The organism is Mesorhizobium sp. LSJC285A00 (assembly GCF_000503155.1).
Lineage (GTDB): Bacteria > Pseudomonadota > Alphaproteobacteria > Rhizobiales > Rhizobiaceae > Mesorhizobium.
In genome coordinates, this window is the sequence record NZ_AYVK01000027.1 from 39,168 (window position 1) to 56,524 (window position 17,357).

A 17,357-nucleotide genomic window follows, 5' to 3' on the forward strand; every position below is an offset into this window, starting at 1 on the left:
GTCCGCACTGTGGGCGCGGCGCACCCGGTAACGCTTTCTTCTCTGCTTGCGTGCATAGTGGCGGCGACGGAGTGAGCGAAACCAGGGCATGGCTGAAGAGAAAATACGCAACGGCGAATTCTGGGCGCTTGCGCTCGAACGCGCTCATCTCGGCGTATGGGACTGGGATATTTTGAGCGGCGACTGTTTCTATTCGCCAACCTGGTCGCACATGCTGGGTTATGAGGATGGCGAGCTTGCCAACAGCGACGACCTCTGGCTGAAGCTGACGCATCCCGACGACCGCCAGCGGGCGCTGGCCAGCGGCGAGCGGCACATTTCCGGCCTGACCGCCTCGATCGAGACCGAGCTGCGCCTCAAGCACAAGGACGGCCACTGGATCTGGGTGCTGGACCGCGGCGGCATTGTCGAGCGTGACGAGACGGGCAAGCCGGTCAGGCTGATGGGCGTGCAGACCGACATCAGCCGGCAGAAAGAGGCGGAAGCCGAACTCGAGCGGGTCAATGTGCGCTTTCGCCTGGCGCTGGCGGCCAGCGGCACCGGCATCTGGCATCACGACATCGACGCCAACAAGAGCTATTGGGACGCCCGCACCAGGGAGATATTCGGCCTGGTCGCCGACACCGACGAGGTGGCTGCCGACCTTTGGCATTCCTATCTGCATCCCGACGACAAGGATGCCGCAGAGCGCGCCCATCTGGCGCCGCTTTCGACCGACGGCGTCGTCGCCGCGCAATACCGCATCGTCAGGCGCGACGGCGAAATCCGCCATGTCGAATCGCTGGTGCGCTTCATCGCGGCGCCCGAGACGGCGGGCCAGATTCTCGGCACCGTGCGCGACATCACCGAGGACAAGAAGCGCGAGCGGGAACTCGCCTACGCCGCTCACCACGATGCGCTGACCGGCCTGTTGAACCGTGCCGCCTTCGACCGGCTGCTGGCCGTGCATATCGCCACCGAGCGGGCTTTGCCGCTGGCGGTGTTCTATGTCGATCTCGACTACTTCAAGGCGCTCAACGACTTTGCCGGCCACGCCGCCGGCGACCTGGCGCTGAGGGGTGTCGCCGCCGGTATTCTGGGCTGCCTGCCGGCATCGGCGCGTGCCGCGCGCCTCGGCGGCGACGAGTTCGCGCTGCTGGTGCCCAATTGCCAATCGGCCAAGGCCGAGGCGCTGGCCGGCGCGATTCTTGCGGCGGTCCGTGACGCCGACCTCGGACTGCCGGCGACCTCGCGAAAACTCGCGGCCAGCATCGGCATCGCCTTCGTCGAGGACACCACCACNTTCGTCGAGGACACCACCACCACAGTTGCCGATGCGTTGGCCTGCGCCGACGACGCCTGCTATGCCGCCAAGGCGGCCGGGCGCAATCGCTTCGCGGTGTTTTCGGCCGATGCGGCGTCGGGCTCCGGCGGCCTCAACGCGGCGCGTGTCGCCGCCGACACGGTCGACGCCATGGATGACGGGCGGCTGAAACTGTTCGGCCAGGAAATCCATCTGCTCGGCCAGCCCTGGCAGGAGAGCCGCCACGTCGAGGTGCTGGCGCGGCTTGCCGGGCGCAATGGCAAGCTGATCCCGCCCAACGAATTCATTCCGGTCGCCGAGCGCTTCGGCATTGCCTCGCGGCTGGACCGCTGGATCATCAGGACAGCGCTTTCGCAGCATGGCGCGGCGATGCGGTCAGGCGCCATCATGCTCGGCTTCAACCTGTCGGCGCAGACGCTGAGCGATCCGCTGCTATGGGATTTCGTCGACGCCGTCATCGCCGAGACCGGGGCGCCGCATTCCGGCATCGGCTTCGAGATCACCGAGACCGCGGCCGTCACCAATTTCGACGCCGCCGAGCAGTTCGTGCGCAAGGCGCGCGAGCGGCAATGCCGTGTCAGCCTCGACGATTTCGGCGCCGGCATGAGCTCGTTCGAATATTTGCGGCGCTTTCCGGTCGATCAGATCAAGATCGACGGCTCGTTCATCGAGAATATCGCGGAAAGCCGTTTCGACCGCGAGATCGTCTCGGCCATAGCGGGCATCGCCAAAAGTCTCGGCTGCGCGGTGGTGGCCGAAAAGATCGAGCAGCAGGAAGCGCTCGACATTCTGCGCGGCATGGGCGTGGCCTATGGCCAGGGTTTTCTGCTGCACCGGCCGGAGCCGCTCGAGGCGATCGTCGCGCGGGCCGGCGAACAGTCACCATCCAGCGGACAGTCACCGGAAAAGCGCTTCGGCTGACGGCTTCTCATCGCCCGAGCTGGCGCGACTTGTCCGGCTAACCGGCGTCGGCCTTCTCCTGCTTTCGCTGCGCCGCCTCCTTCTTGCGGCGCAACACCTCGTCGGTGCCGACAAGGTCCTTCGAGCCGCCGGAAATGGCGGTCGAGAGGACGGCGGGCGGATCGCTGGCCGGAAAACTGTCTTCGAGGCCTGATTGCAACTGCTCCTCGAGCGTCTGCGGGTTCTCGGAGCGGCCTTCGGCGCGGCGCTCGCCAACGGCTTCGACATCGCTCTTGGTGTCGGGGTGAGCGCGGGCTTCCGATATCGTCGACACCACCAGCTCGATGGCGAACTCTTTCATCGCCTCGGCTTGCGGCCCATCGACATCAGAGTCTTCGATCAGGCGGATGAGCGACTTTTCCAGGGCGCCCAGTTCCTTGACGCCCTGACACCGCGCCAGACGCTTGGTGAGCGAACCGATCAGCGCCGGGGCAAAGGTCGAATAGGCAAGCCTGCGTGTGTCGTCGACCTGCTCGGGATGAAGCTTTTGCAAGGACATAGATGCCTCCAGTCAATCAGCCGTGCAGCTTCTGCCGCTGGCCCCTCCTTAGGAAACAGAGGGGAGGGCAAGAGGTTCCATACAGTCCTCGACAGGGTCGACGAGTTCAACTCCACAGCGACGCCATGGTCAGCGACGCTTCGAATATCTGCTCCCTGTTCTCGTTCAGCATCTTGACGGTGATCCGCCGGTGGTCGCCCTCCGGTATCTCGTCGCGCGCCACATCGTGCAATATGCGCAGCGCTTCGGCTCCCGCACGCTCCCGGCTGGGAAAAAGCTGCCCCTCTTCATCAATCTGGGTCTCGGCGTTGTACAAGTCGAAGTAGAACCGTTCCATGTGTGCAAGGATCCCTGCGTGAGAACGCTAAGGCGCATCGCGGTTGAAGGACGCAGGCGACGCGCTTCAGGTCTGTGTTTTTATGCATGTCGTTGTCTCAAAATCGGGGCCATTTTTGAGCGACATGGATTAAATCCCAACCCGCACCCATGGTTCCATGCGACTGTGCCCTGAGCAGATTTCCTGCCAGGAGCCGTCGCCGTGCCGGCCGATTGCAACCGCACCCGATCTCCGGCGTTTGGCTAGGCCACGAATGTCCACGAAATCTCGAACTGGATCCTCGATGCTAGAACCGCTTTATCTCAACCTTGGCCAGCATGACGCTTTGTCCGAGCAGGAAAAGGGGCTGCTGGCCGCCGCCATGACCATCGAGATGGATTTTGCCACCGGTCAGGACATCGTTTCAGAGGGATCGAGGCCAGGCTACAGCACGCTCATCATCGAGGGTCTGGCGGCGCGCTACAAGGTGCTGGAGGATGGCGGCCGCCAGTTCACCTCGTTGCAGGTGCCCGGCGATTTTGTCGATTTGCACGCCTTCCTGCTCAAGACAATGGACCATGGCATTATAGCTTTGTCGCCATGCCGGGTGATCGCCGCCGACCACAGTCGGCTAAGGACGATCACCGAACAGGCGCCTCATCTCAGCCGCTTGCTTTGGCTGGACACGCTCGTCGATGGCGCCATCCATCGGGAATGGATCGTGGCCATGGGCCGGCGGTCCAAGACTTCGCATCTGGCGCATCTTGTGTGCGAGCTGTTCGTGCGGCTCCAGGTCGTCAAGCAGACCAACGGCATGAGTTTCCGGCTTCCCCTGTCGCAGGCGGAACTGGCCGATGTGCTTGGGCTTTCGGTCGTCCACATGAACCGGGTCATCGGCGCGCTGCGCAAGATCGGTGTGATCGGCTGGGCAAATTACATGGTGACCATTCTGGACTGGCAGCAGCTGGTGGAAATCGCCGAGTTCGACCCGACTTATCTCAGCATGAACCGCGAGCCGAGATAGGCTATCCGGCGTTCGCCATGACATCGCAGGCAATCCGTCAGCCGGTCTTCAACGATGCCCATCCAGCGACGCCAATTCGTCGAGCATGGCAAGGGCGGCACTTGGCTTCGTCGGCTTCAGCAAGCCCTGTTGGGCGGCGGCATTCTGGAAAGCGGCAAAGGCGATGTCCGGGCGGCAAATGCCGTTCAACGCGTCATCCACCAGCCTGTCGGCCGCCTTGTAAGCCGCCGCCTGCTTGTTCTTCCATGTTCCGCCGAGCGCCCTCCTGGCGTCGGCGACCGACGACACCGTCATCGCGCTTCCGTCCACGAATCTGATCGTCAGGGGCAGAAAACGGCTCATGCGCTCACCATCCAAACCATTCGCGTCTCGCCCGGATTGATCGCATCACTTGCCTCCTTGAAAACAGGATCGCCATAAACGAGGAAATCACAAACTGGTTGCAGCCCGGCGAGCTACATGTTGCTTGCCGGCCAGATCGGCCGATGCGGACGATAAGGCGGGCGCGGCGCCGGCTTCAACGGGATGTCGGCGAGCGAGTTGCGGATCGGCCTGAACAGTATCGGCGAAGACGCGGCGCGGCGGTGCAATACCGCGGCTGACAATTTGGCAATCAGATTTCGAACGTCCATGGGACACCTCGAGCGCGTTGAGAGTCCCCCCATCGCGATCACCTACCACCTCACGCCCAGCATCCGCATTTAACTTTGATATAGGCCGGACGAATACGCGCCGCGCGCAATGTCTGCCGCCGAGATTCTGCCGATCCTCGGCGGCGGCTATTGAGGGCGGCGCCAGGGCTGGCGGTCACGCATCCCAGCAGCGACGTCGCAGACGCTGCTGCAACCGGATGAATTTTCGTGCATTCTTGTGCATGGCCACAATGCTTCGAACCGACACGCCGGCAAAATGCTGCTCCTATTGCGGTTCGCGAGAGCATGACTACGAGGATTGTCCGAAGCGCAAAGCAGAGGCGGAGCGGCAGTGGGAAGGCCAGGCAAAGCCCGGCGCCGAATCCGAGGCGACGGCCGAAGCCTAGCTGGGCTCGAACAGCTCGATCACGTTGCCGGACGGGTCTTCACAAAGAATCTGTCGCCCGCCCGGACCTTCGACCATCTGGTTGCGGAACCGCACGCCGGCCTCGCCCATCTCAGTCACGATTGACGGCAATTGCTCGACTTCGAGCACAAAGCGGTTCCATCCGCCCGGCTCGGGTGTCCGGCCGTCCGGCATCGGCCTGGCTGCCGACGCCAGGGAGCCGGCGAGCCAGAGCGAAAGGTCGCCGCGCGTCAGGATGGCCATCGCCGGACCGAATTGCTGCTTCAGCGCGAAGCCCAGATGGCTCGTATAAAACGCGATGGACAGATCGACATCGCGGACCAGATATCGGACGGACACCATTCGCAGGCTCCCTCACAAACGCCCTCCCGAGAGATAGCTGGCGGGACAAGTCGGGGCAAGCCCGCGCGCACGCTTCGGGCGCCTACGGTGCGATTGCGTGGTCGGCCTGTCTCTCTCTCACGAAGGCCGTCAGCAGCTCCATTCCCGCCGGCCAGTCGCCCAGCCCGCTATTGCTGTTGATGTGACCAAGCGGCCCGGCGATGTGCAGTTCGCTGCCCCATTGTGTGGCTTTCTCACCGGCATAGCCGTTCGGATCATAGGGATCGTCGGTGCTGGCCACGATCAGCGAGGGGAAGCGAAGCGGCCCGCGCGGCGTATCGGCGAAGGGAATTCCGTAAGCGGGATAGACCGGCGAGGCCGGGTCGGGAACCGCAACCAGAAACGCCCCGCCGATCCGACGGCTCGACACCGCCTGCCAATGCGCGACCAGCAGGCAGCTGAGACTGTGGGCGACGAGCACCGGCGGGGTCTGTGCCTGTGACACCGCGACGTCCAGCGCCGCCACCCAGTCGTCGAAATCCGGCAGCTCCCAGCTTGCCGGGCTGAAGCGGCGCATCGCCGGGTCGGCCTGTTGCCAGCGTGTCTGCCAGTGGGCCTCGCCCGATCCGCCGCTGCCCGGCAGAATGATGAAGTCGGTCATGGAAAATCCTGTTTCTTCGCCGCAGATGATGTCCCAATCCTAGGGCTTCTCCTTGTTCGCGGAATGAGAGATCATCGGAAAGCGATGAAGAATTCCGATGGATTGAAGGTGTTCATGGCAAACGGCGATTACCGGCCACGGCTCGACCCCACCGACATGGCAATCATCGAGATCATGCAGGAGGATGGCCGCATCGGCATTTCCGAACTCGGCCGCCGCGTCGGCCTGTCCCAGCCCGCGACGTCGGAGCGGGTGAAGCGGCTGGAGGAGCGCGGCATCATCGCCGGCTACCGGGCCGCGATCGATCCCACCGCCCTCGGTCTCGGCACCATGGCCATGATCCGCCTGCGCACCACGCATGAGCACATCCAGACCTGCCTGAAGAAATTCGCGGCCATGCCGGAAGTGGTCGAGGTGCTGCGGGTGACCGGCGAGGATTGTTTTCTGGTCAAGGTGGTCGTGCCGTCGCCGCCCGACCTCGAAAGCATCGTCGATGCCATCGGCCGCTACGGCGCGGTGACGACCAATGTGGTGCTGCGCGCCGAGCCGCCGAAACGGTTGGGGCGGGAGCTGATGGCGAAGCTCTGAGCGGCCACGCGCGGCAAGAGGATTGCAAGCGCCTCCTTTTGCGAGGTCCGGCTTTGCCGCGAAAGAATTTCGCGGGCTGGTGTAGGATCGGCGGCGTGGCGCCCGTCCTTGGGGCGAAACCCGTTGCAAACCTTTGGAGCACATCATGGAAGCCGTTCAATCGCCGTGGCAGACCGCGGCCATTCTCATCGCCCGCCTGACCTTGGCCGCCATGTTCGCGATGGGAGCAGCCTTCAAGTTCATGGATATGAACATGACCGCCGGCTACATCGCCGCCGCCGGCTTCCCGTTCCCGCTGTTTCTGGCCTGGTGCGCCGCGATCCTCGAAACGCTGCTGGTGATCGCCTTGCTGACCGGAGCGTTCTTCACGCCGGCCGCCCTGGTCGCCGCCGTCTACGTGGTCTTCCTCGGCTTTGCCTTCCACGGTCCGTCGCACTGGACCGGCAACCAGGCCGAGTTCGGCGCCTTCATGTCCCATTTCCCGTTCGCCGCCGGCCTGCTGTTCGCCGCCGCGCATGGACCGGGCAGCGTGCTGGCCTCGAAGATTGGCCGAGGGTGAGGCCCCGCGTCGGCAGACCGCCTCACATCTGGTCGTTGTAGGGTTCCTTCATCTGACCGACCATGCGGGCCAGTTTCGAGAAGGACGGCATGTCCGCCTCCGGCTGGCATTGATTGGCCAGTTCCAGCAGTCGGATCGGAAAGTTGACGGCGTCGCGGTTGGACTCCGACATGCCGTCGGACCGCTCCTCGCCGGTTTCGATGGCCTCGGCCTTGCGCAGCGCAATGTCGATATCCTCCACCGTGAGCAGGCCCTTGCGCACCAGCACCTGATTGATCGAGGCGACGGCCATCAGCAGGCCTTCGAGTTGCAGATTGGCGACGTTCATGGCTGTTGCTCCCATTTGGCTCACGCTCAACGCATGAGCCGCTGTTACGATCCGGACGGGGATGCAAGCGATAGGCGTCGGCCGATGGCCTGCGCTACTCTTCCATCCAGCGGCGGCCATATTCGGCCCACAGCGCCTTGACCTCCCGGCTGCCGAGGCGCGGGGCCGAGCCGTCGCCATAGGCGATCGAAACGCAGCTGATGTCGTAATGGGGATGGGCGTCGATGACGAAGCGGATCGCCTCGCCGAGCGGCCTTCTGCCGATGACCGGATCGGCCTGGCCTTGGCCGACGCTGCGAACGCCCGAAACAGTGGCTGGCGCTTGCCGCATCCTGAACACGGATGCCATGGCTGGTTTGTCCATCCCGCTCTCCCCCGAGTTGGAGTGGAATGATTCCATAAGAGCCAGCTAATGACCAGTCGCTAGACGGCCTGTCGAAGGCTGCGTCTTGTATCCTGCAGCCCGTTGAAGGACTGTTCAGGCCAGCGGATCCGCCGCCGGCGGCCTGGCGGGAAGGCCGAGCCTTGTCCGCTCGCCGTCGGCAAACTCCTCGGCCGCTTCCTGGGCCATGAACAGATGCTGGGTCACCGTGCCATTCTCGGCAACCAGCACCGCCCATTGGCGGCGGTCCACACGTTCCACGCGAACGTCATTGGGCTCTCCGGCCACCACGATCGTCCTCCAGCAGGCGTACGGCACGGAGGGGGCGTGCCTTTACGCCTTGGTCTTGCTCTTGGCCGGCGCCTTGGCGGCCGGGGCCTCGGGTGTCCTGATGCCGAGCCCGAACTCCTTTGCCAGCTCCGAGCGCTTGGCGGCGTAGCTGGGCGCCGTCATCGGATAGTCGCCGGGCAGGTCCCATTTGGCGCGATAGGCTTCCGGCGTCATGCCATGGGCGGAGCCGAGATGACGCCGCAGCGACCTGAACTTCTTGCCATCCTCGAGGCAGTAAATGAAATTCGGCGTTACCGAGCGCTTGCGGTTGACCGCGGGCTCAGGCGCAGGTTGCGGCGGAGCAACGGGATTGTCCACGGCCGCGAGCGCTGCATTGACGCTCTCGATCAACGCCGGCAGGCTATCCGGAGGCACTGAATTGTTGCGCACGAATGCCGCGACGATGTCGGCGGTCAGATTTATATTTCGGATTTTGTCCTCAGACATGGCTTCTTTTGCCCCCTTGATGCCAAAGGACAAATTATCAGACAACATCCGCCGACGGCATGGCACTTTAGAACATATGCATATGACTTGACGCCGGATGTGGTAGCGCTAGCATCGCCGAGTCTCCGATCGATGTCGATGTAGGAATTCTTTCCTGACATATCTTGACCGGTGAGGGCAGCTATGCTATGATTTGTCGATGTTGCTGATTTGCGCCACCAACCCGCCGCCGAGGCGGGTTTTTTGTTTCAGGCCGGCTTGGAAGCGATGATGGCCAGTGACGCGAGTTTTCCCTCGCTCAGGCTGCTTATGTAGTTTTTTCGCCGATGCACGAACTCGGCGCCGAGCACGATCTCATTGGCCTGCTGCTGGGCGGGCGACGGAACCATGCTGGAATTTGCCCGTTTCAACGCCAGCTCGACGTGATCGCCGGTTTCGTCGATGACGTCGTCGACCTGGAATCCGGCTGAAGCAAACAGAGCCTTCAGGGTTTCGCGGTCGACGAGATGGCTGGCCACAGCCGACACCGCCCAAGGCAAGGGATAGTGAGGCTCGCCGTCCGCCAGCACCGCCTCGGTCCAGACAAGCCTGGCCTTCGGCTTCAGTACGCGCCACGCTTGCCCGATGACCGCCGCCTTGTCGGCGATATTCATGCCGACATAGAAGCAGATCGCCGCGTCGAATGTGTCGTCCGCAAAAGGCAGCCTTGTCGCATCGGCCTCATGGAAACGCACTTTGTCGCCGAGGCCGCAGAGCTCGGTCAATCGGCGGGATGCCTCGACGAACGCCTGCGTCAGGTCGACGCCGTCGACGCTGCACTCATAGGTCTCGGCAAGGAACCGGGCCGGGCCGCCAATGCCGCTGCCGATGTCCAGAACCCGATCGCCGGCGGAGGGCGCAAGACGCGCAGCATGGTCCTGCGTGGCGATCAGCTCGCGGCCATGAAGCTGATCGAACGGATAGAGTTGTTTGGCTGCGAGGCTGCCGGCCTTTGCGTCCGGCACAGCCGACAGGATGCGCTCGACAATGCCGCCGCTGCCATAGTGACTGGTCACATCGCTCATTTCGCTCTCCGACGAGACCCAGCATCCCATCGATGCGGCCCTCGCGCAATGCGCGCCGCCGCCAAGGACGAGGCTTTGACCGGAGTAGGAATTATTTCTTATCTGCATTGACGGGTGAGGGCAGCTTTGCTATGATTTGTCCATGGTGCTGATTTGCGCCACCGACCCGCCCACGAGGCGGGTTTTGTTTTCCTGATGCCCACAACGTGCGGATATCGGATGTCGGCGGGACAGCCCCCCTCTGGCCTGCCGGACGTTCGTCGTTCGGAAAGCCAAGCAATTGGCTTTCCGTCCGCTGCGCGGACCACTCCTCAACCCCCACACGGGGGGGAGATCGGACTGCCGCCTTGCTTTCGCCAATCGTCAGCGCTGCAAATTGGTCGCGACCCTGGAGCTGCCAATCTCCCCCCTTGAGGGGGAGATGTCCGGCAGGACAGAGGGGGGCGTGAAGGAACGCTATCCTCGGTTCATTCTGCCTTATCCGCGAGGCCTCCCTTGTCCAACCGCTATGCCACCATCATCACCGACGATGACGGCCGCGAGGTCGTCAGCGCCATTGGCGTGTTCGAGGGCGCTGCCCCGCAGGCGCGCATCGGCCGTATCGAGCCGGTCGTGCCGGGCGTGCTGATCGGCATGGTTCGCGGTGGTCCTGTCGATGCCATCGGCGGCTTCGGCTTTCCGCGCGGCGCGCACGACGCAAGGGCGATCGCCAGGGCAAGCCTGAAAGCCGCGTCTGCCGGAAAGCGCCACGCGCCGGCCGCTGATGCAGCCCGCAAGGCCGCCCCAACACGGTCAGGGCCAAAATCGGCACGGCGCAAGTCCGGCAAGATCAAGTCCGGCAAGATCAAGCGGCCAGCGAAACAGGCACCTACCGCCGAGCCCGCCGGGATCTCGGATCATGGCTGACCGGACGGCGCCGCGTGCGCGCCCTGGCCGCAAGGCGACTGCCGCCGCTGCCAAGCCGAAGCGGACGAAGAAGACGCTTGGCGATGATTTCCTCGACGCGGTTCGCGCCGATTTCAGCGCCCATGGCGCCGGCGTCATTGCCGCGGTCCGGGCCGACAAGCCCGACCAGTATCTGAAGATCGTGCAATCGGTGCTACCCAAGGATCTGGCCAAGGATTTGCATGTTTCATCTGACAATCTGGAAGCCCTGAGCGATGACGAGATCCGCCGCCGCATCCGTGGCCTCGAAGCCGTCCTCGGGCCGTTTGGCGACCAGCCTGAAGACGCGCCGCCACTATCTGGCGCTGCTGCAGGAGCTGGACCGCAGGCGCAGGACTAACCAGCTTGCCGCCTACCGGCCTTATCCCAGGCAGGCGCAGTTTCACGCCGCCGGCGCGCAGAACCGGGAACGTCTGTTCATGGCCGGCAACCAGTTGGGCAAGACCAGGGCCGGCGGCGCCGAATGGGCCATGCATCTCACCGGCCGCTATCCCGCGTGGTGGCAGGGCAAGACCTTCGACGCCGCCGTCAGGCTATGGGCTGCCGGCGTGACCGGCGAGGGCACGCGAGACAACCCGCAGCGCGTGCTGGTCGGCCCGCCGCAGCAGCAGGCGGCATGGGGCACCGGCATGATCCCCGCCGATGCCATCCGCCAGACCACGATGGGCCGCGGCGCGCCGGGCGCGCTCGACAGCATCGTGGTGCGCTGGGGCGGCGGCGGCGACGTGCAGGCCGATGAATCGGTGCTGTCGTTCAAGAGCTATGAGAAGGGCCGCGAAAAGTGGCAGGGCGAAACCCTGCACGGCGTCTGGTTCGACGAGGAGCCGCCGCTCGATATCTATTCCGAAGGCCTGACCCGCACCAACGCGACGGGCGGCATCACCATGGTGACGTTTACGCCGCTGCTTGGCATGAGCGACGTGGTGCTGCGGTTCTTGACGGCGCAGGAGGTTCTCCCTTCCCCCCTTGTGGGGTGAGCAGCTGGTTCGCGAAGCGAATTCGTCGTGCCAGTGGCACGACGAAAGGCCGGCGAACGCCGGGACGCTGCGGAGCAGCGGGGACCCGGCAGGTTGGATCGGCCACCACCCGGCCCTTCGCAGGATCAGGGCGTTCGAAGCTCGAAAAGCCAAGCAATTGGCTTTTCGTCCGCCACGCGGACCGCTTCTCACCCCACAAAGGGAGAAGGTAAGAACCGCCACGCCCGGCGCAAATATCGTGCGCGGACAACATCATACGACATTACTTTGAATCAGTTCGGCAGGCTCTACGTCCTGTCACGTCGCTATCTTGACCCCGAGATCAGCGGTGCCTCAGGCGATTGCCGGCAACGATGATTGCCATACGGCGTGGTGCGATATCTGGTTGTGCTCGATGCAATCGGTTGCCAGTTTGCTGATTTCAGGATCGGCGGACGCCTGCGCCCATTCGACGAACGCGTCAACAACGACCAACCTCGCCCGGCTGGCCAGCCCCAAGCCGTAACGGCGCACTACCGGCTCTGAATGGTCGAGCATAGCACGGATCATGCCTGATGCATCACCTCGCCATTGCCCGGAGATATCGGCGATCGCCGAAAACGGCGTTTGCGGCCTGAGCAACGCGGCGTGCTGACGCGCAAGCTTTAACTGCCAGTCTTTTGCAAAGCGCACAAATTTGACGGCTCCCATGCGTACACCATCGTGATAATCATCAAGGGCAAACAACGCCTGCGCGAGATGCTGACCATCGTTCCGCGTACTGCATCGCAAGATAGACTCCACGGCATCGAAGCGCGTGCGCGGGTTGCTGTCCCCAAGCAGCGCGGCCAGCTCACCCACCATCGAAGTTATGTTCTGGTTTTGAAAGGTGGCAATAAACGCACCCGCCGCTCGCGTCTCAGCATTGGCAGATGTCAGCAGGAGACGAAGGCTTTCCAACGGCACCGTCTTGCCGAGCTCGCCGAGAAGGTCGTTGGCAAGCGCGCCATCGTCATCATTCGGGGACGACAGCAGCCGCTCCAGCATCTCCTGACCTGTCATGGCATTTGTCGATTTGCCGAGTGGCAGCAGGATCTTACCGCCTTCGCTGAAAAAAAGATGAGCAACCTCGCTGTCCTCGGCGGACAGGCGCATCGCCTCGAATAGATCTGTCATGGCAAAGAGTGGCTGTCCCACCCGCGTAGAGTACAGGCCGCGCAGAATGCACCAGCCCAGACGCATCGATGTCGCCGATGCACGGCAAGACCTACCGCATAAAGCGATAAAGGAAAAGATGAGAGCGAAGCTTTCCCGTTTCGGCGCGTTGCGGAATTGCGAACCGCGACTAGACTGGTGGCCAGGTTGTCGAGGAACCAAGTCCATGAACAGGCGGCAGGTATTGACAGGCGGTTTGTCTTCGCTTGTCGTGTCGCCGGCGGGTGGTGCTGAGGTATCAAAGCCCCAGGTGCCCAAATGGCGACCCTCGTTTTCACAACCCATCGATCGCATCGAGGAACGGTTCGGCTATTACTTCGACAGAGGCCGTGACTTTGCCATCCTTGAAACGGCACCTGCGTGCTGACGGAAGCCGGCCTGTCCGATGAGGCGGCAGCCATGGCCGCCATCCAGACGCTTGCCATGATTTACAACTATCACCCGGACATGAAGCCGTCTGACATGGATGATGGCAACGTGCTGGTCAGCTACAATCATCCAGCCTTCAATGTCGTGCTTTCCGACGTTGCGAATGCGCATTGGCAAGAGATCGAGGCCCGCCACCAGGATGGGCTGGCTACGGGCGAGGTGCTGATCACGCCGCTGGGGCAGAATGTGTTCGATGAGCTCGGCAAAAAGGCGCTGCTTGGCAGGTGCTACATGTTCATGGATGCGCAGGCGCCAAAGGTGATCCGCATCAAACCCAGTTAAGTCGAATCAGGGGTATTTGGTGCCGGCAAGTTGCCTGGCACGACCTTCGGCGGTTGACGATTTGCGCGTTAATGGGCCGCACAATATTTTCTCTCGACCGGTATACTGATATATATAGAGCATACAGGATTGATTGGGAGTGTCGGGGACGCAGACCTCGCGTTTGAACCCTGTTCCTGGATCGGTACGGGTTCTGCAGATTTTTTTACTAGTATCGTAAGGAACATTCGCCTGGCTGGTGCATGCCGATGCACTGGCGGCAATGCCGACAACGATTGCAATCCGAATCATGTGTTCCCCCAAGTCTTGGGTCAGCTTCGCATTGATGAGCGCTGGTATCAATGGCCACACTCTATTGGAGCATGCTTGCATGACCCGTCACGTCACCTTCATGACCATAGACGACGTCGAACACTATTCGCCGGACGAGCGTGCCGCGATCATCGCCGCCTATCCCGAACATGAGCGCGAAGCGAGGGCCAAGGGCATTCCGGTGCTGGGCTCCGGCCGCATCTTTCCGATTGCCGAGGAGCTGATTGCCTGCGAGCCGTTCCGGCTGCCGCGCTACTGGCCGCGGATCGGCGCGCTCGATTTCGGATGGGACCATCCCTCGGCCGCCGTCGAACTCGCCTGGGATACGGAGGCTGATATCGTTTACGTCACCAAAGCAGCCAGGGCCTCGCAGCAGACGCCGGCGATGCAGGTGCTGGCGCTGAAGCCATGGGGCGAATGGCTGCCCTGGGCCTGGCCGCGCGACGGCCGCCGCGAGACGCTGGAAGGCGCGGGCACCGCGCTTGCCAGACAATACGCCGCGCACGGGCTGAACATGCTGTCGGGCCACGCCCGCTTCGCCGACGGCTCGGTCTCGGTCGAGGCGGGGCTGATGGAAATGCTCGACCGCATGCAATCCGGCCGCTTCAAGGTGTTTTCGACGCTGCTGCCCTGGTTCGAGGAATTCAGGCTTTTTCACCGAAAGGACGGCAAGGTGGTGAAACTGCGCGACGATTTGATGGCTGCGACGCGATACCGCAAACTGACGCTCGCCTATGTCAGCGGCGCCGGCACTTTGCCGACGGCGGCCAACGGCATCTGGCTGATGTTCGACCGGGCCGGCGACAGAGGCGCCGACGGGACGGGAGTAGGAGATTTTTTGGGGCCTGCGTCTTCGGCAACCGACAATATTGTCACTTTCGCGGGCACGACGGGCAAGGTGGGGAAGGATAGTGGGATCGCGGTGTCCAGCCTGGCGCCGAAGGCCAGCCGACATTTACCGGGACGCCAACGGGGCCGACCGCAGCGCCTGGAACGAATACCACGCAATTGGCTACAACGGGGTTCGTCAAGGCTGGGTTTGATCTGAAACTTGATAGCCGACCCAACCTTGGTGTCGTCGCGCAGACGATCACCGATTGGAACAACGCCCTGGACAATGGCTGGTATATGGCCTCGGCGGCGGCTAATGCGCCAGACGGCGTAAATTGGTTCCTGGGGTTTGTGGAAGCGCACGGAAGCACTGGCTACCGGACGCAGACGGTGCATGATTTCGTCAACGACACTACGGCGGCAGACCAAAAGCTATGGCGGCGCAGGCAGGCTGGCGGTGCCTGGGGAGGATGGATCAAGCTGCAATGGTCGCAAGCCGAACAGGATGCACGCTATGTCCAGTCGTCCACGACGTTGCTTCAGAAGTTTTATGAAAGCCCGCAACAGACCATCACATCCGGCGGGTCGCTGACGTTGGCTCATGGGCTGGGGGTGAAGCCGAAAAATTACCTTGCATTCTTACAGTGCACCACTGCTGAGGGTGGCTATTCTATTGGAGACGAAGAACCTGTCTCGATTGGATCGCACGAAGCAAGCACCAATCGAGGCCTAAGTGTAGTTCCCGATGCTACAAATATGGTCGTTAGATTTGGGTCGCAGGCTTCTAGTGCAGCTCAGATTACACGCAAAGACACTGGTGGATTTCTAAATATTACCAATGCAAGCTGGCGGCTTGTCATTAGGGCATGGGCCTAGCATAAATTCGAGTGAATTCTTCAAAAGAAAGATCAAAAGGCCGCTCTCTCTTTCTGAGATATGGCGTCTGCCCAATCCACCACCGAATCTCAATAAGCCTCGGCTATTTTTGTCGTCGAAGCGCTTCTTGATCACCTTTGCCGGAATTCTTCCTAAAACTGCATACGGAGGTGCATCGTCGATCACCATCGCAGCGGCGACGACGGCAATGGTGCCATCGCTCGATTCGTCGTTCCGATTTCCTTTCCGGCGGACGCCACCAAATACCGCCCCGCCAAGGTCTCCAGCGACGTTGTCTCGATGATCGACGCCTAACCGCAAGCAGCTTCGCAAATCGACAACCTGCCTTTCGCGGGCAGAAAGGAAAACCGCCATGGACCACTTCGCGCGGGCGCTTGCGCTCGTCCTCGCCGAAGCCCGGCAGTGCGATGCCGCCGGTGTCTACCGGCGGGCGCGTCAGCTCCGTCGAGCGCCTGCCGTTCTGGCGTGCGCTGCTTCAAATCCTGAAATCGATTTTCGCAAGGAGTTCGACATGATCGCCGTCTTCATCCGCATCGGCTTGCGTTACGGCGCCGGTGTTCTGGTCGCGCGTGGCCTGCTCGGCGCCGACGACGCGGCGGCATTTTCTTCCGACCCCGACATTCAAGCTGGTCTGGAGATCGCCGCCGGTCTCGCCATCGCCTCGGTCACCGAGACCTGGCACTGGCTGGCCCGCAAATCCGGCTGGGAGCACTGACATGGAAGGGTTTCAACAACTGCTCATCGCCTATCTCGAAGCCGCGAAACCCTATGCTATCGGCTTTGCCGCCGGGCTTGTCGCCGGGTGGCTGCTGTGAGCGCGGTGCTCGCCGTCCTGCTTGGCAACAAAGCGCTGCTGGGCTTCCTGGCATCGGTCATCGCCGCCCTTTGCTGGGGCGCTCACCAGCGGCTGGCCGGCGCCAGGGCCGAGCGCGGCAAACTGGCGGCCGCTGAGNCGCCCTTTGCTGGGGCGCTCACCAGCGGCTGGCCGGCGCCAGGGCCGAGCGCGGCAAACTGGCGGCCGCTGAGGCCGCGGCGCGCGCGGTCGCTGAGCAGGTGCAGAACGACGTCGGCGCATTGCCGGCGGACGCTGTTCGAAAGGAGCTGAAATCATGGGCAAGGGACTGATGCTTGCGCTGCTTGTGGCGCTTGCCGGGTGCACGACTGCTTCGGGCGGCTTCTGCGCGATTTCGAGCCCGCTGCGCCTGTCGGCCGAAGCCGTCGACGTCCTGTCGGACGCCGAGGCGAGAGCGCTCCTGGCGCACAACCGCAAGGGACAAAAGCTCTGCGGATGGAGGCCTTAGCCGATGCACGACCTCTTCGACATGCTCGGCATCAAGGGGCCGGTCGTCGCCGCCGGGCTAGCCGGCGGCGTGCTGCGAGCACTGTCGCGCCATCGCTACAAGCTGCGCGAGATGATTGCCTCGCCGATCTGCGGGGCGCTGGCGGCTGCGTATCTGACGCTGCCTGCCGTCGCCTGGGTCAGGGCAACCGGCATGCCTATCCCCGATCCGGCCGACGATACCACGACGCTCGCCGCCGCCTTTTTGATCGGCGTCTCGGCCATGTGGATTTCCGACATCGTCTTCGAGGTCATCGTGCGGCGGTTCGGCTCGGCCGGCAACGAGTGATGCACTGAGATGCTGGAAGAA

At 62.9% G+C, this 17,357-nt stretch carries 26 protein-coding genes and 1 pseudogene; 14 read left to right on the top strand and 13 right to left on the bottom strand.

Annotated elements, in window-relative coordinates:
• The first annotated feature begins 88 nt into the window (after positions 1-88).
• A complete protein-coding gene (locus tag X726_RS147980; RefSeq protein WP_023671433.1) occupies positions 89-2,224 on the top strand; it encodes an EAL domain-containing protein in 2,136 nt (711 codons plus the stop codon).
• 133 nt (positions 2,225-2,357) lie between these two features.
• Here the strand turns inward: X726_RS147980 and X726_RS147975 are convergent.
• Together X726_RS147975 and X726_RS147970 are read right to left on the bottom strand one after the other, a co-directional pair.
• Positions 2,358-2,762, bottom strand: a pseudogene (locus X726_RS147975) (hypothetical protein); the annotation flags it as partial.
• Positions 2,763-2,868: 106 nt separating this feature from the next.
• Complete coding sequence (locus tag X726_RS147970) at positions 2,869-3,099, bottom strand: hypothetical protein (RefSeq protein WP_023671435.1); 231 nt, start codon at positions 3,097-3,099, stop codon at positions 2,869-2,871.
• A 283-nt stretch (positions 3,100-3,382) separates the two neighbouring features.
• Here X726_RS147970 and X726_RS147965 point away from each other — a divergent pair, with 283 nt between their 5' ends.
• Positions 3,383-4,102: a Crp/Fnr family transcriptional regulator gene (locus X726_RS147965; protein WP_023671436.1), complete on the top strand. Its 720-nt coding sequence runs from the start codon at positions 3,383-3,385 to the stop codon at positions 4,100-4,102.
• A gap of 48 nt (positions 4,103-4,150) precedes the next feature.
• Here X726_RS147965 and X726_RS147960 read toward each other — a convergent pair whose 3' ends face one another.
• Both X726_RS147960 and X726_RS1000000170585 read right to left on the bottom strand, forming a co-directional pair.
• Positions 4,151-4,444 carry a DUF982 domain-containing protein gene (locus X726_RS147960; protein ID WP_023671437.1) on the bottom strand — a complete coding sequence of 98 codons (294 nt, stop codon included), beginning with the start codon at positions 4,442-4,444 and terminating at the stop codon, positions 4,151-4,153.
• Positions 4,445-4,557: 113 nt separating this feature from the next.
• Positions 4,558-4,734 carry a hypothetical protein gene (locus X726_RS1000000170585; RefSeq protein ID WP_023671438.1) on the bottom strand — a complete coding sequence of 59 codons (177 nt, stop codon included), beginning with the start codon at positions 4,732-4,734 and terminating at the stop codon, positions 4,558-4,560.
• A gap of 242 nt (positions 4,735-4,976) precedes the next feature.
• Here X726_RS1000000170585 and X726_RS1000000170590 point away from each other — a divergent pair, with 242 nt between their 5' ends.
• Positions 4,977-5,141 (top strand): hypothetical protein, encoded by a 165-nt coding sequence (locus tag X726_RS1000000170590; RefSeq protein ID WP_023671439.1) that lies wholly within the window; start codon positions 4,977-4,979, stop codon positions 5,139-5,141.
• Here the strand turns inward: X726_RS1000000170590 and X726_RS147955 are convergent.
• Both X726_RS147955 and X726_RS147950 read right to left on the bottom strand, forming a co-directional pair.
• Positions 5,138-5,503: a VOC family protein gene (locus tag X726_RS147955; RefSeq protein ID WP_023671440.1), complete on the bottom strand. Its 366-nt coding sequence runs from the start codon at positions 5,501-5,503 to the stop codon at positions 5,138-5,140. The two genes, X726_RS1000000170590 and X726_RS147955, sit on opposite strands and share 4 nt — an antisense overlap.
• 82 nt (positions 5,504-5,585) lie before the next feature.
• Positions 5,586-6,143: an alpha/beta hydrolase gene (locus tag X726_RS147950; RefSeq protein WP_023671441.1), complete on the bottom strand. Its 558-nt coding sequence runs from the start codon at positions 6,141-6,143 to the stop codon at positions 5,586-5,588.
• An 84-nt stretch (positions 6,144-6,227) separates the two neighbouring features.
• On the opposite strand from X726_RS147950, the gene X726_RS147945 reads away from it, so the two are divergent.
• Positions 6,228-6,731, top strand: coding sequence for an Lrp/AsnC family transcriptional regulator (locus X726_RS147945; RefSeq protein WP_023671442.1), 504 nt, complete (start codon positions 6,228-6,230; stop codon positions 6,729-6,731).
• Positions 6,732-6,876: 145 nt separating this feature from the next.
• Positions 6,877-7,290 carry a DoxX family protein gene (locus X726_RS147940; RefSeq protein ID WP_023671443.1) on the top strand — a complete coding sequence of 138 codons (414 nt, stop codon included), beginning with the start codon at positions 6,877-6,879 and terminating at the stop codon, positions 7,288-7,290.
• Positions 7,291-7,312: 22 nt separating this feature from the next.
• Here the strand turns inward: X726_RS147940 and X726_RS147935 are convergent, their stop codons facing one another.
• From X726_RS147935 to X726_RS147920, 5 genes are all read right to left on the bottom strand, one after another.
• Positions 7,313-7,618 carry a hypothetical protein gene (locus X726_RS147935; protein ID WP_023671444.1) on the bottom strand — a complete coding sequence of 102 codons (306 nt, stop codon included), beginning with the start codon at positions 7,616-7,618 and terminating at the stop codon, positions 7,313-7,315.
• A 94-nt stretch (positions 7,619-7,712) separates the two neighbouring features.
• A complete protein-coding gene (locus X726_RS147930; RefSeq protein WP_023671445.1) occupies positions 7,713-7,982 on the bottom strand; it encodes a hypothetical protein in 270 nt (89 codons plus the stop codon).
• Positions 7,983-8,096: 114 nt separating this feature from the next.
• Entirely contained in the window at positions 8,097-8,261 is a 165-nt protein-coding gene (locus X726_RS0135695; protein WP_023685951.1) for a hypothetical protein, read from the bottom strand.
• Positions 8,262-8,333: 72 nt separating this feature from the next.
• Positions 8,334-8,777 carry a MucR family transcriptional regulator gene (locus X726_RS147925; RefSeq protein WP_023671447.1) on the bottom strand — a complete coding sequence of 148 codons (444 nt, stop codon included), beginning with the start codon at positions 8,775-8,777 and terminating at the stop codon, positions 8,334-8,336.
• A gap of 248 nt (positions 8,778-9,025) precedes the next feature.
• On the bottom strand, positions 9,026-9,841 hold the full coding sequence (locus X726_RS147920; protein ID WP_031215133.1) for a class I SAM-dependent methyltransferase: 816 nt from the start codon (positions 9,839-9,841) through the stop codon (positions 9,026-9,028).
• A 495-nt stretch (positions 9,842-10,336) separates the two neighbouring features.
• Between X726_RS147920 and X726_RS147915 the strand changes: the two genes are divergently transcribed.
• From X726_RS147915 to X726_RS147910, 3 genes are read left to right on the top strand one after another with little or no spacing between them, the layout of a single operon-like run.
• Positions 10,337-10,747: a hypothetical protein gene (locus X726_RS147915; RefSeq protein WP_023671449.1), complete on the top strand. Its 411-nt coding sequence runs from the start codon at positions 10,337-10,339 to the stop codon at positions 10,745-10,747.
• On the top strand, positions 10,740-11,126 hold the full coding sequence (locus tag X726_RS1000000169330; RefSeq protein ID WP_023671450.1) for a hypothetical protein: 387 nt from the start codon (positions 10,740-10,742) through the stop codon (positions 11,124-11,126). The genes X726_RS147915 and X726_RS1000000169330 overlap by 8 nt, the downstream gene beginning before the upstream one ends.
• Positions 11,026-11,763, top strand: a complete 738-nt coding sequence (locus X726_RS147910) for a terminase family protein (RefSeq protein WP_245260097.1) — start codon at positions 11,026-11,028, stop codon at positions 11,761-11,763. The genes X726_RS1000000169330 and X726_RS147910 overlap by 101 nt, the downstream gene beginning before the upstream one ends.
• A gap of 333 nt (positions 11,764-12,096) precedes the next feature.
• Here X726_RS147910 and X726_RS147905 read toward each other — a convergent pair whose 3' ends face one another.
• Positions 12,097-13,242, bottom strand: a complete 1,146-nt coding sequence (locus X726_RS147905) for a HEAT repeat domain-containing protein (protein WP_156940683.1) — start codon at positions 13,240-13,242, stop codon at positions 12,097-12,099.
• A 114-nt stretch (positions 13,243-13,356) separates the two neighbouring features.
• Here X726_RS147905 and X726_RS147900 point away from each other — a divergent pair, with 114 nt between their 5' ends.
• The 3 genes from X726_RS147900 (at position 13,357) to X726_RS1000000170595 (ending at position 15,687) form a co-directional block, all read left to right on the top strand.
• The gene (locus X726_RS147900) at positions 13,357-13,668 is read left to right on the top strand and encodes a hypothetical protein (RefSeq protein WP_155922511.1); all 312 of its coding nucleotides are present in this window, start codon (positions 13,357-13,359) and stop codon (positions 13,666-13,668) included.
• A 370-nt stretch (positions 13,669-14,038) separates the two neighbouring features.
• On the top strand, positions 14,039-15,028 hold the full coding sequence (locus X726_RS0135700) for a terminase family protein (protein ID WP_023671454.1): 990 nt from the start codon (positions 14,039-14,041) through the stop codon (positions 15,026-15,028).
• Positions 14,989-15,687, top strand: coding sequence for a pyocin knob domain-containing protein (locus X726_RS1000000170595; protein WP_156940684.1), 699 nt, complete (start codon positions 14,989-14,991; stop codon positions 15,685-15,687). The genes X726_RS0135700 and X726_RS1000000170595 overlap by 40 nt, the downstream gene beginning before the upstream one ends.
• Here the strand turns inward: X726_RS1000000170595 and X726_RS1000000170600 are convergent.
• Entirely contained in the window at positions 15,637-16,062 is a 426-nt protein-coding gene (locus X726_RS1000000170600) for a hypothetical protein (RefSeq protein ID WP_156940686.1), read from the bottom strand. The two genes, X726_RS1000000170595 and X726_RS1000000170600, sit on opposite strands and share 51 nt — an antisense overlap.
• Between X726_RS1000000170600 and X726_RS1000000168135 the strand changes: the two genes are divergently transcribed.
• The 3 genes from X726_RS1000000168135 (at position 16,061) to X726_RS147885 (ending at position 17,336) form a co-directional block, all read left to right on the top strand.
• Positions 16,061-16,423, top strand: coding sequence for a hypothetical protein (locus X726_RS1000000168135; RefSeq protein ID WP_023671456.1), 363 nt, complete (start codon positions 16,061-16,063; stop codon positions 16,421-16,423). The two genes, X726_RS1000000170600 and X726_RS1000000168135, sit on opposite strands and share 2 nt — an antisense overlap.
• A 394-nt stretch (positions 16,424-16,817) precedes the next feature.
• Positions 16,818-17,009, top strand: coding sequence for a hypothetical protein (locus X726_RS147890; protein ID WP_023671459.1), 192 nt, complete (start codon positions 16,818-16,820; stop codon positions 17,007-17,009).
• Between the two features lie 3 nt (positions 17,010-17,012).
• The gene (locus tag X726_RS147885) at positions 17,013-17,336 is read left to right on the top strand and encodes a hypothetical protein (protein WP_023671460.1); all 324 of its coding nucleotides are present in this window, start codon (positions 17,013-17,015) and stop codon (positions 17,334-17,336) included.
• Positions 17,337-17,357 lie beyond the last annotated feature (21 nt).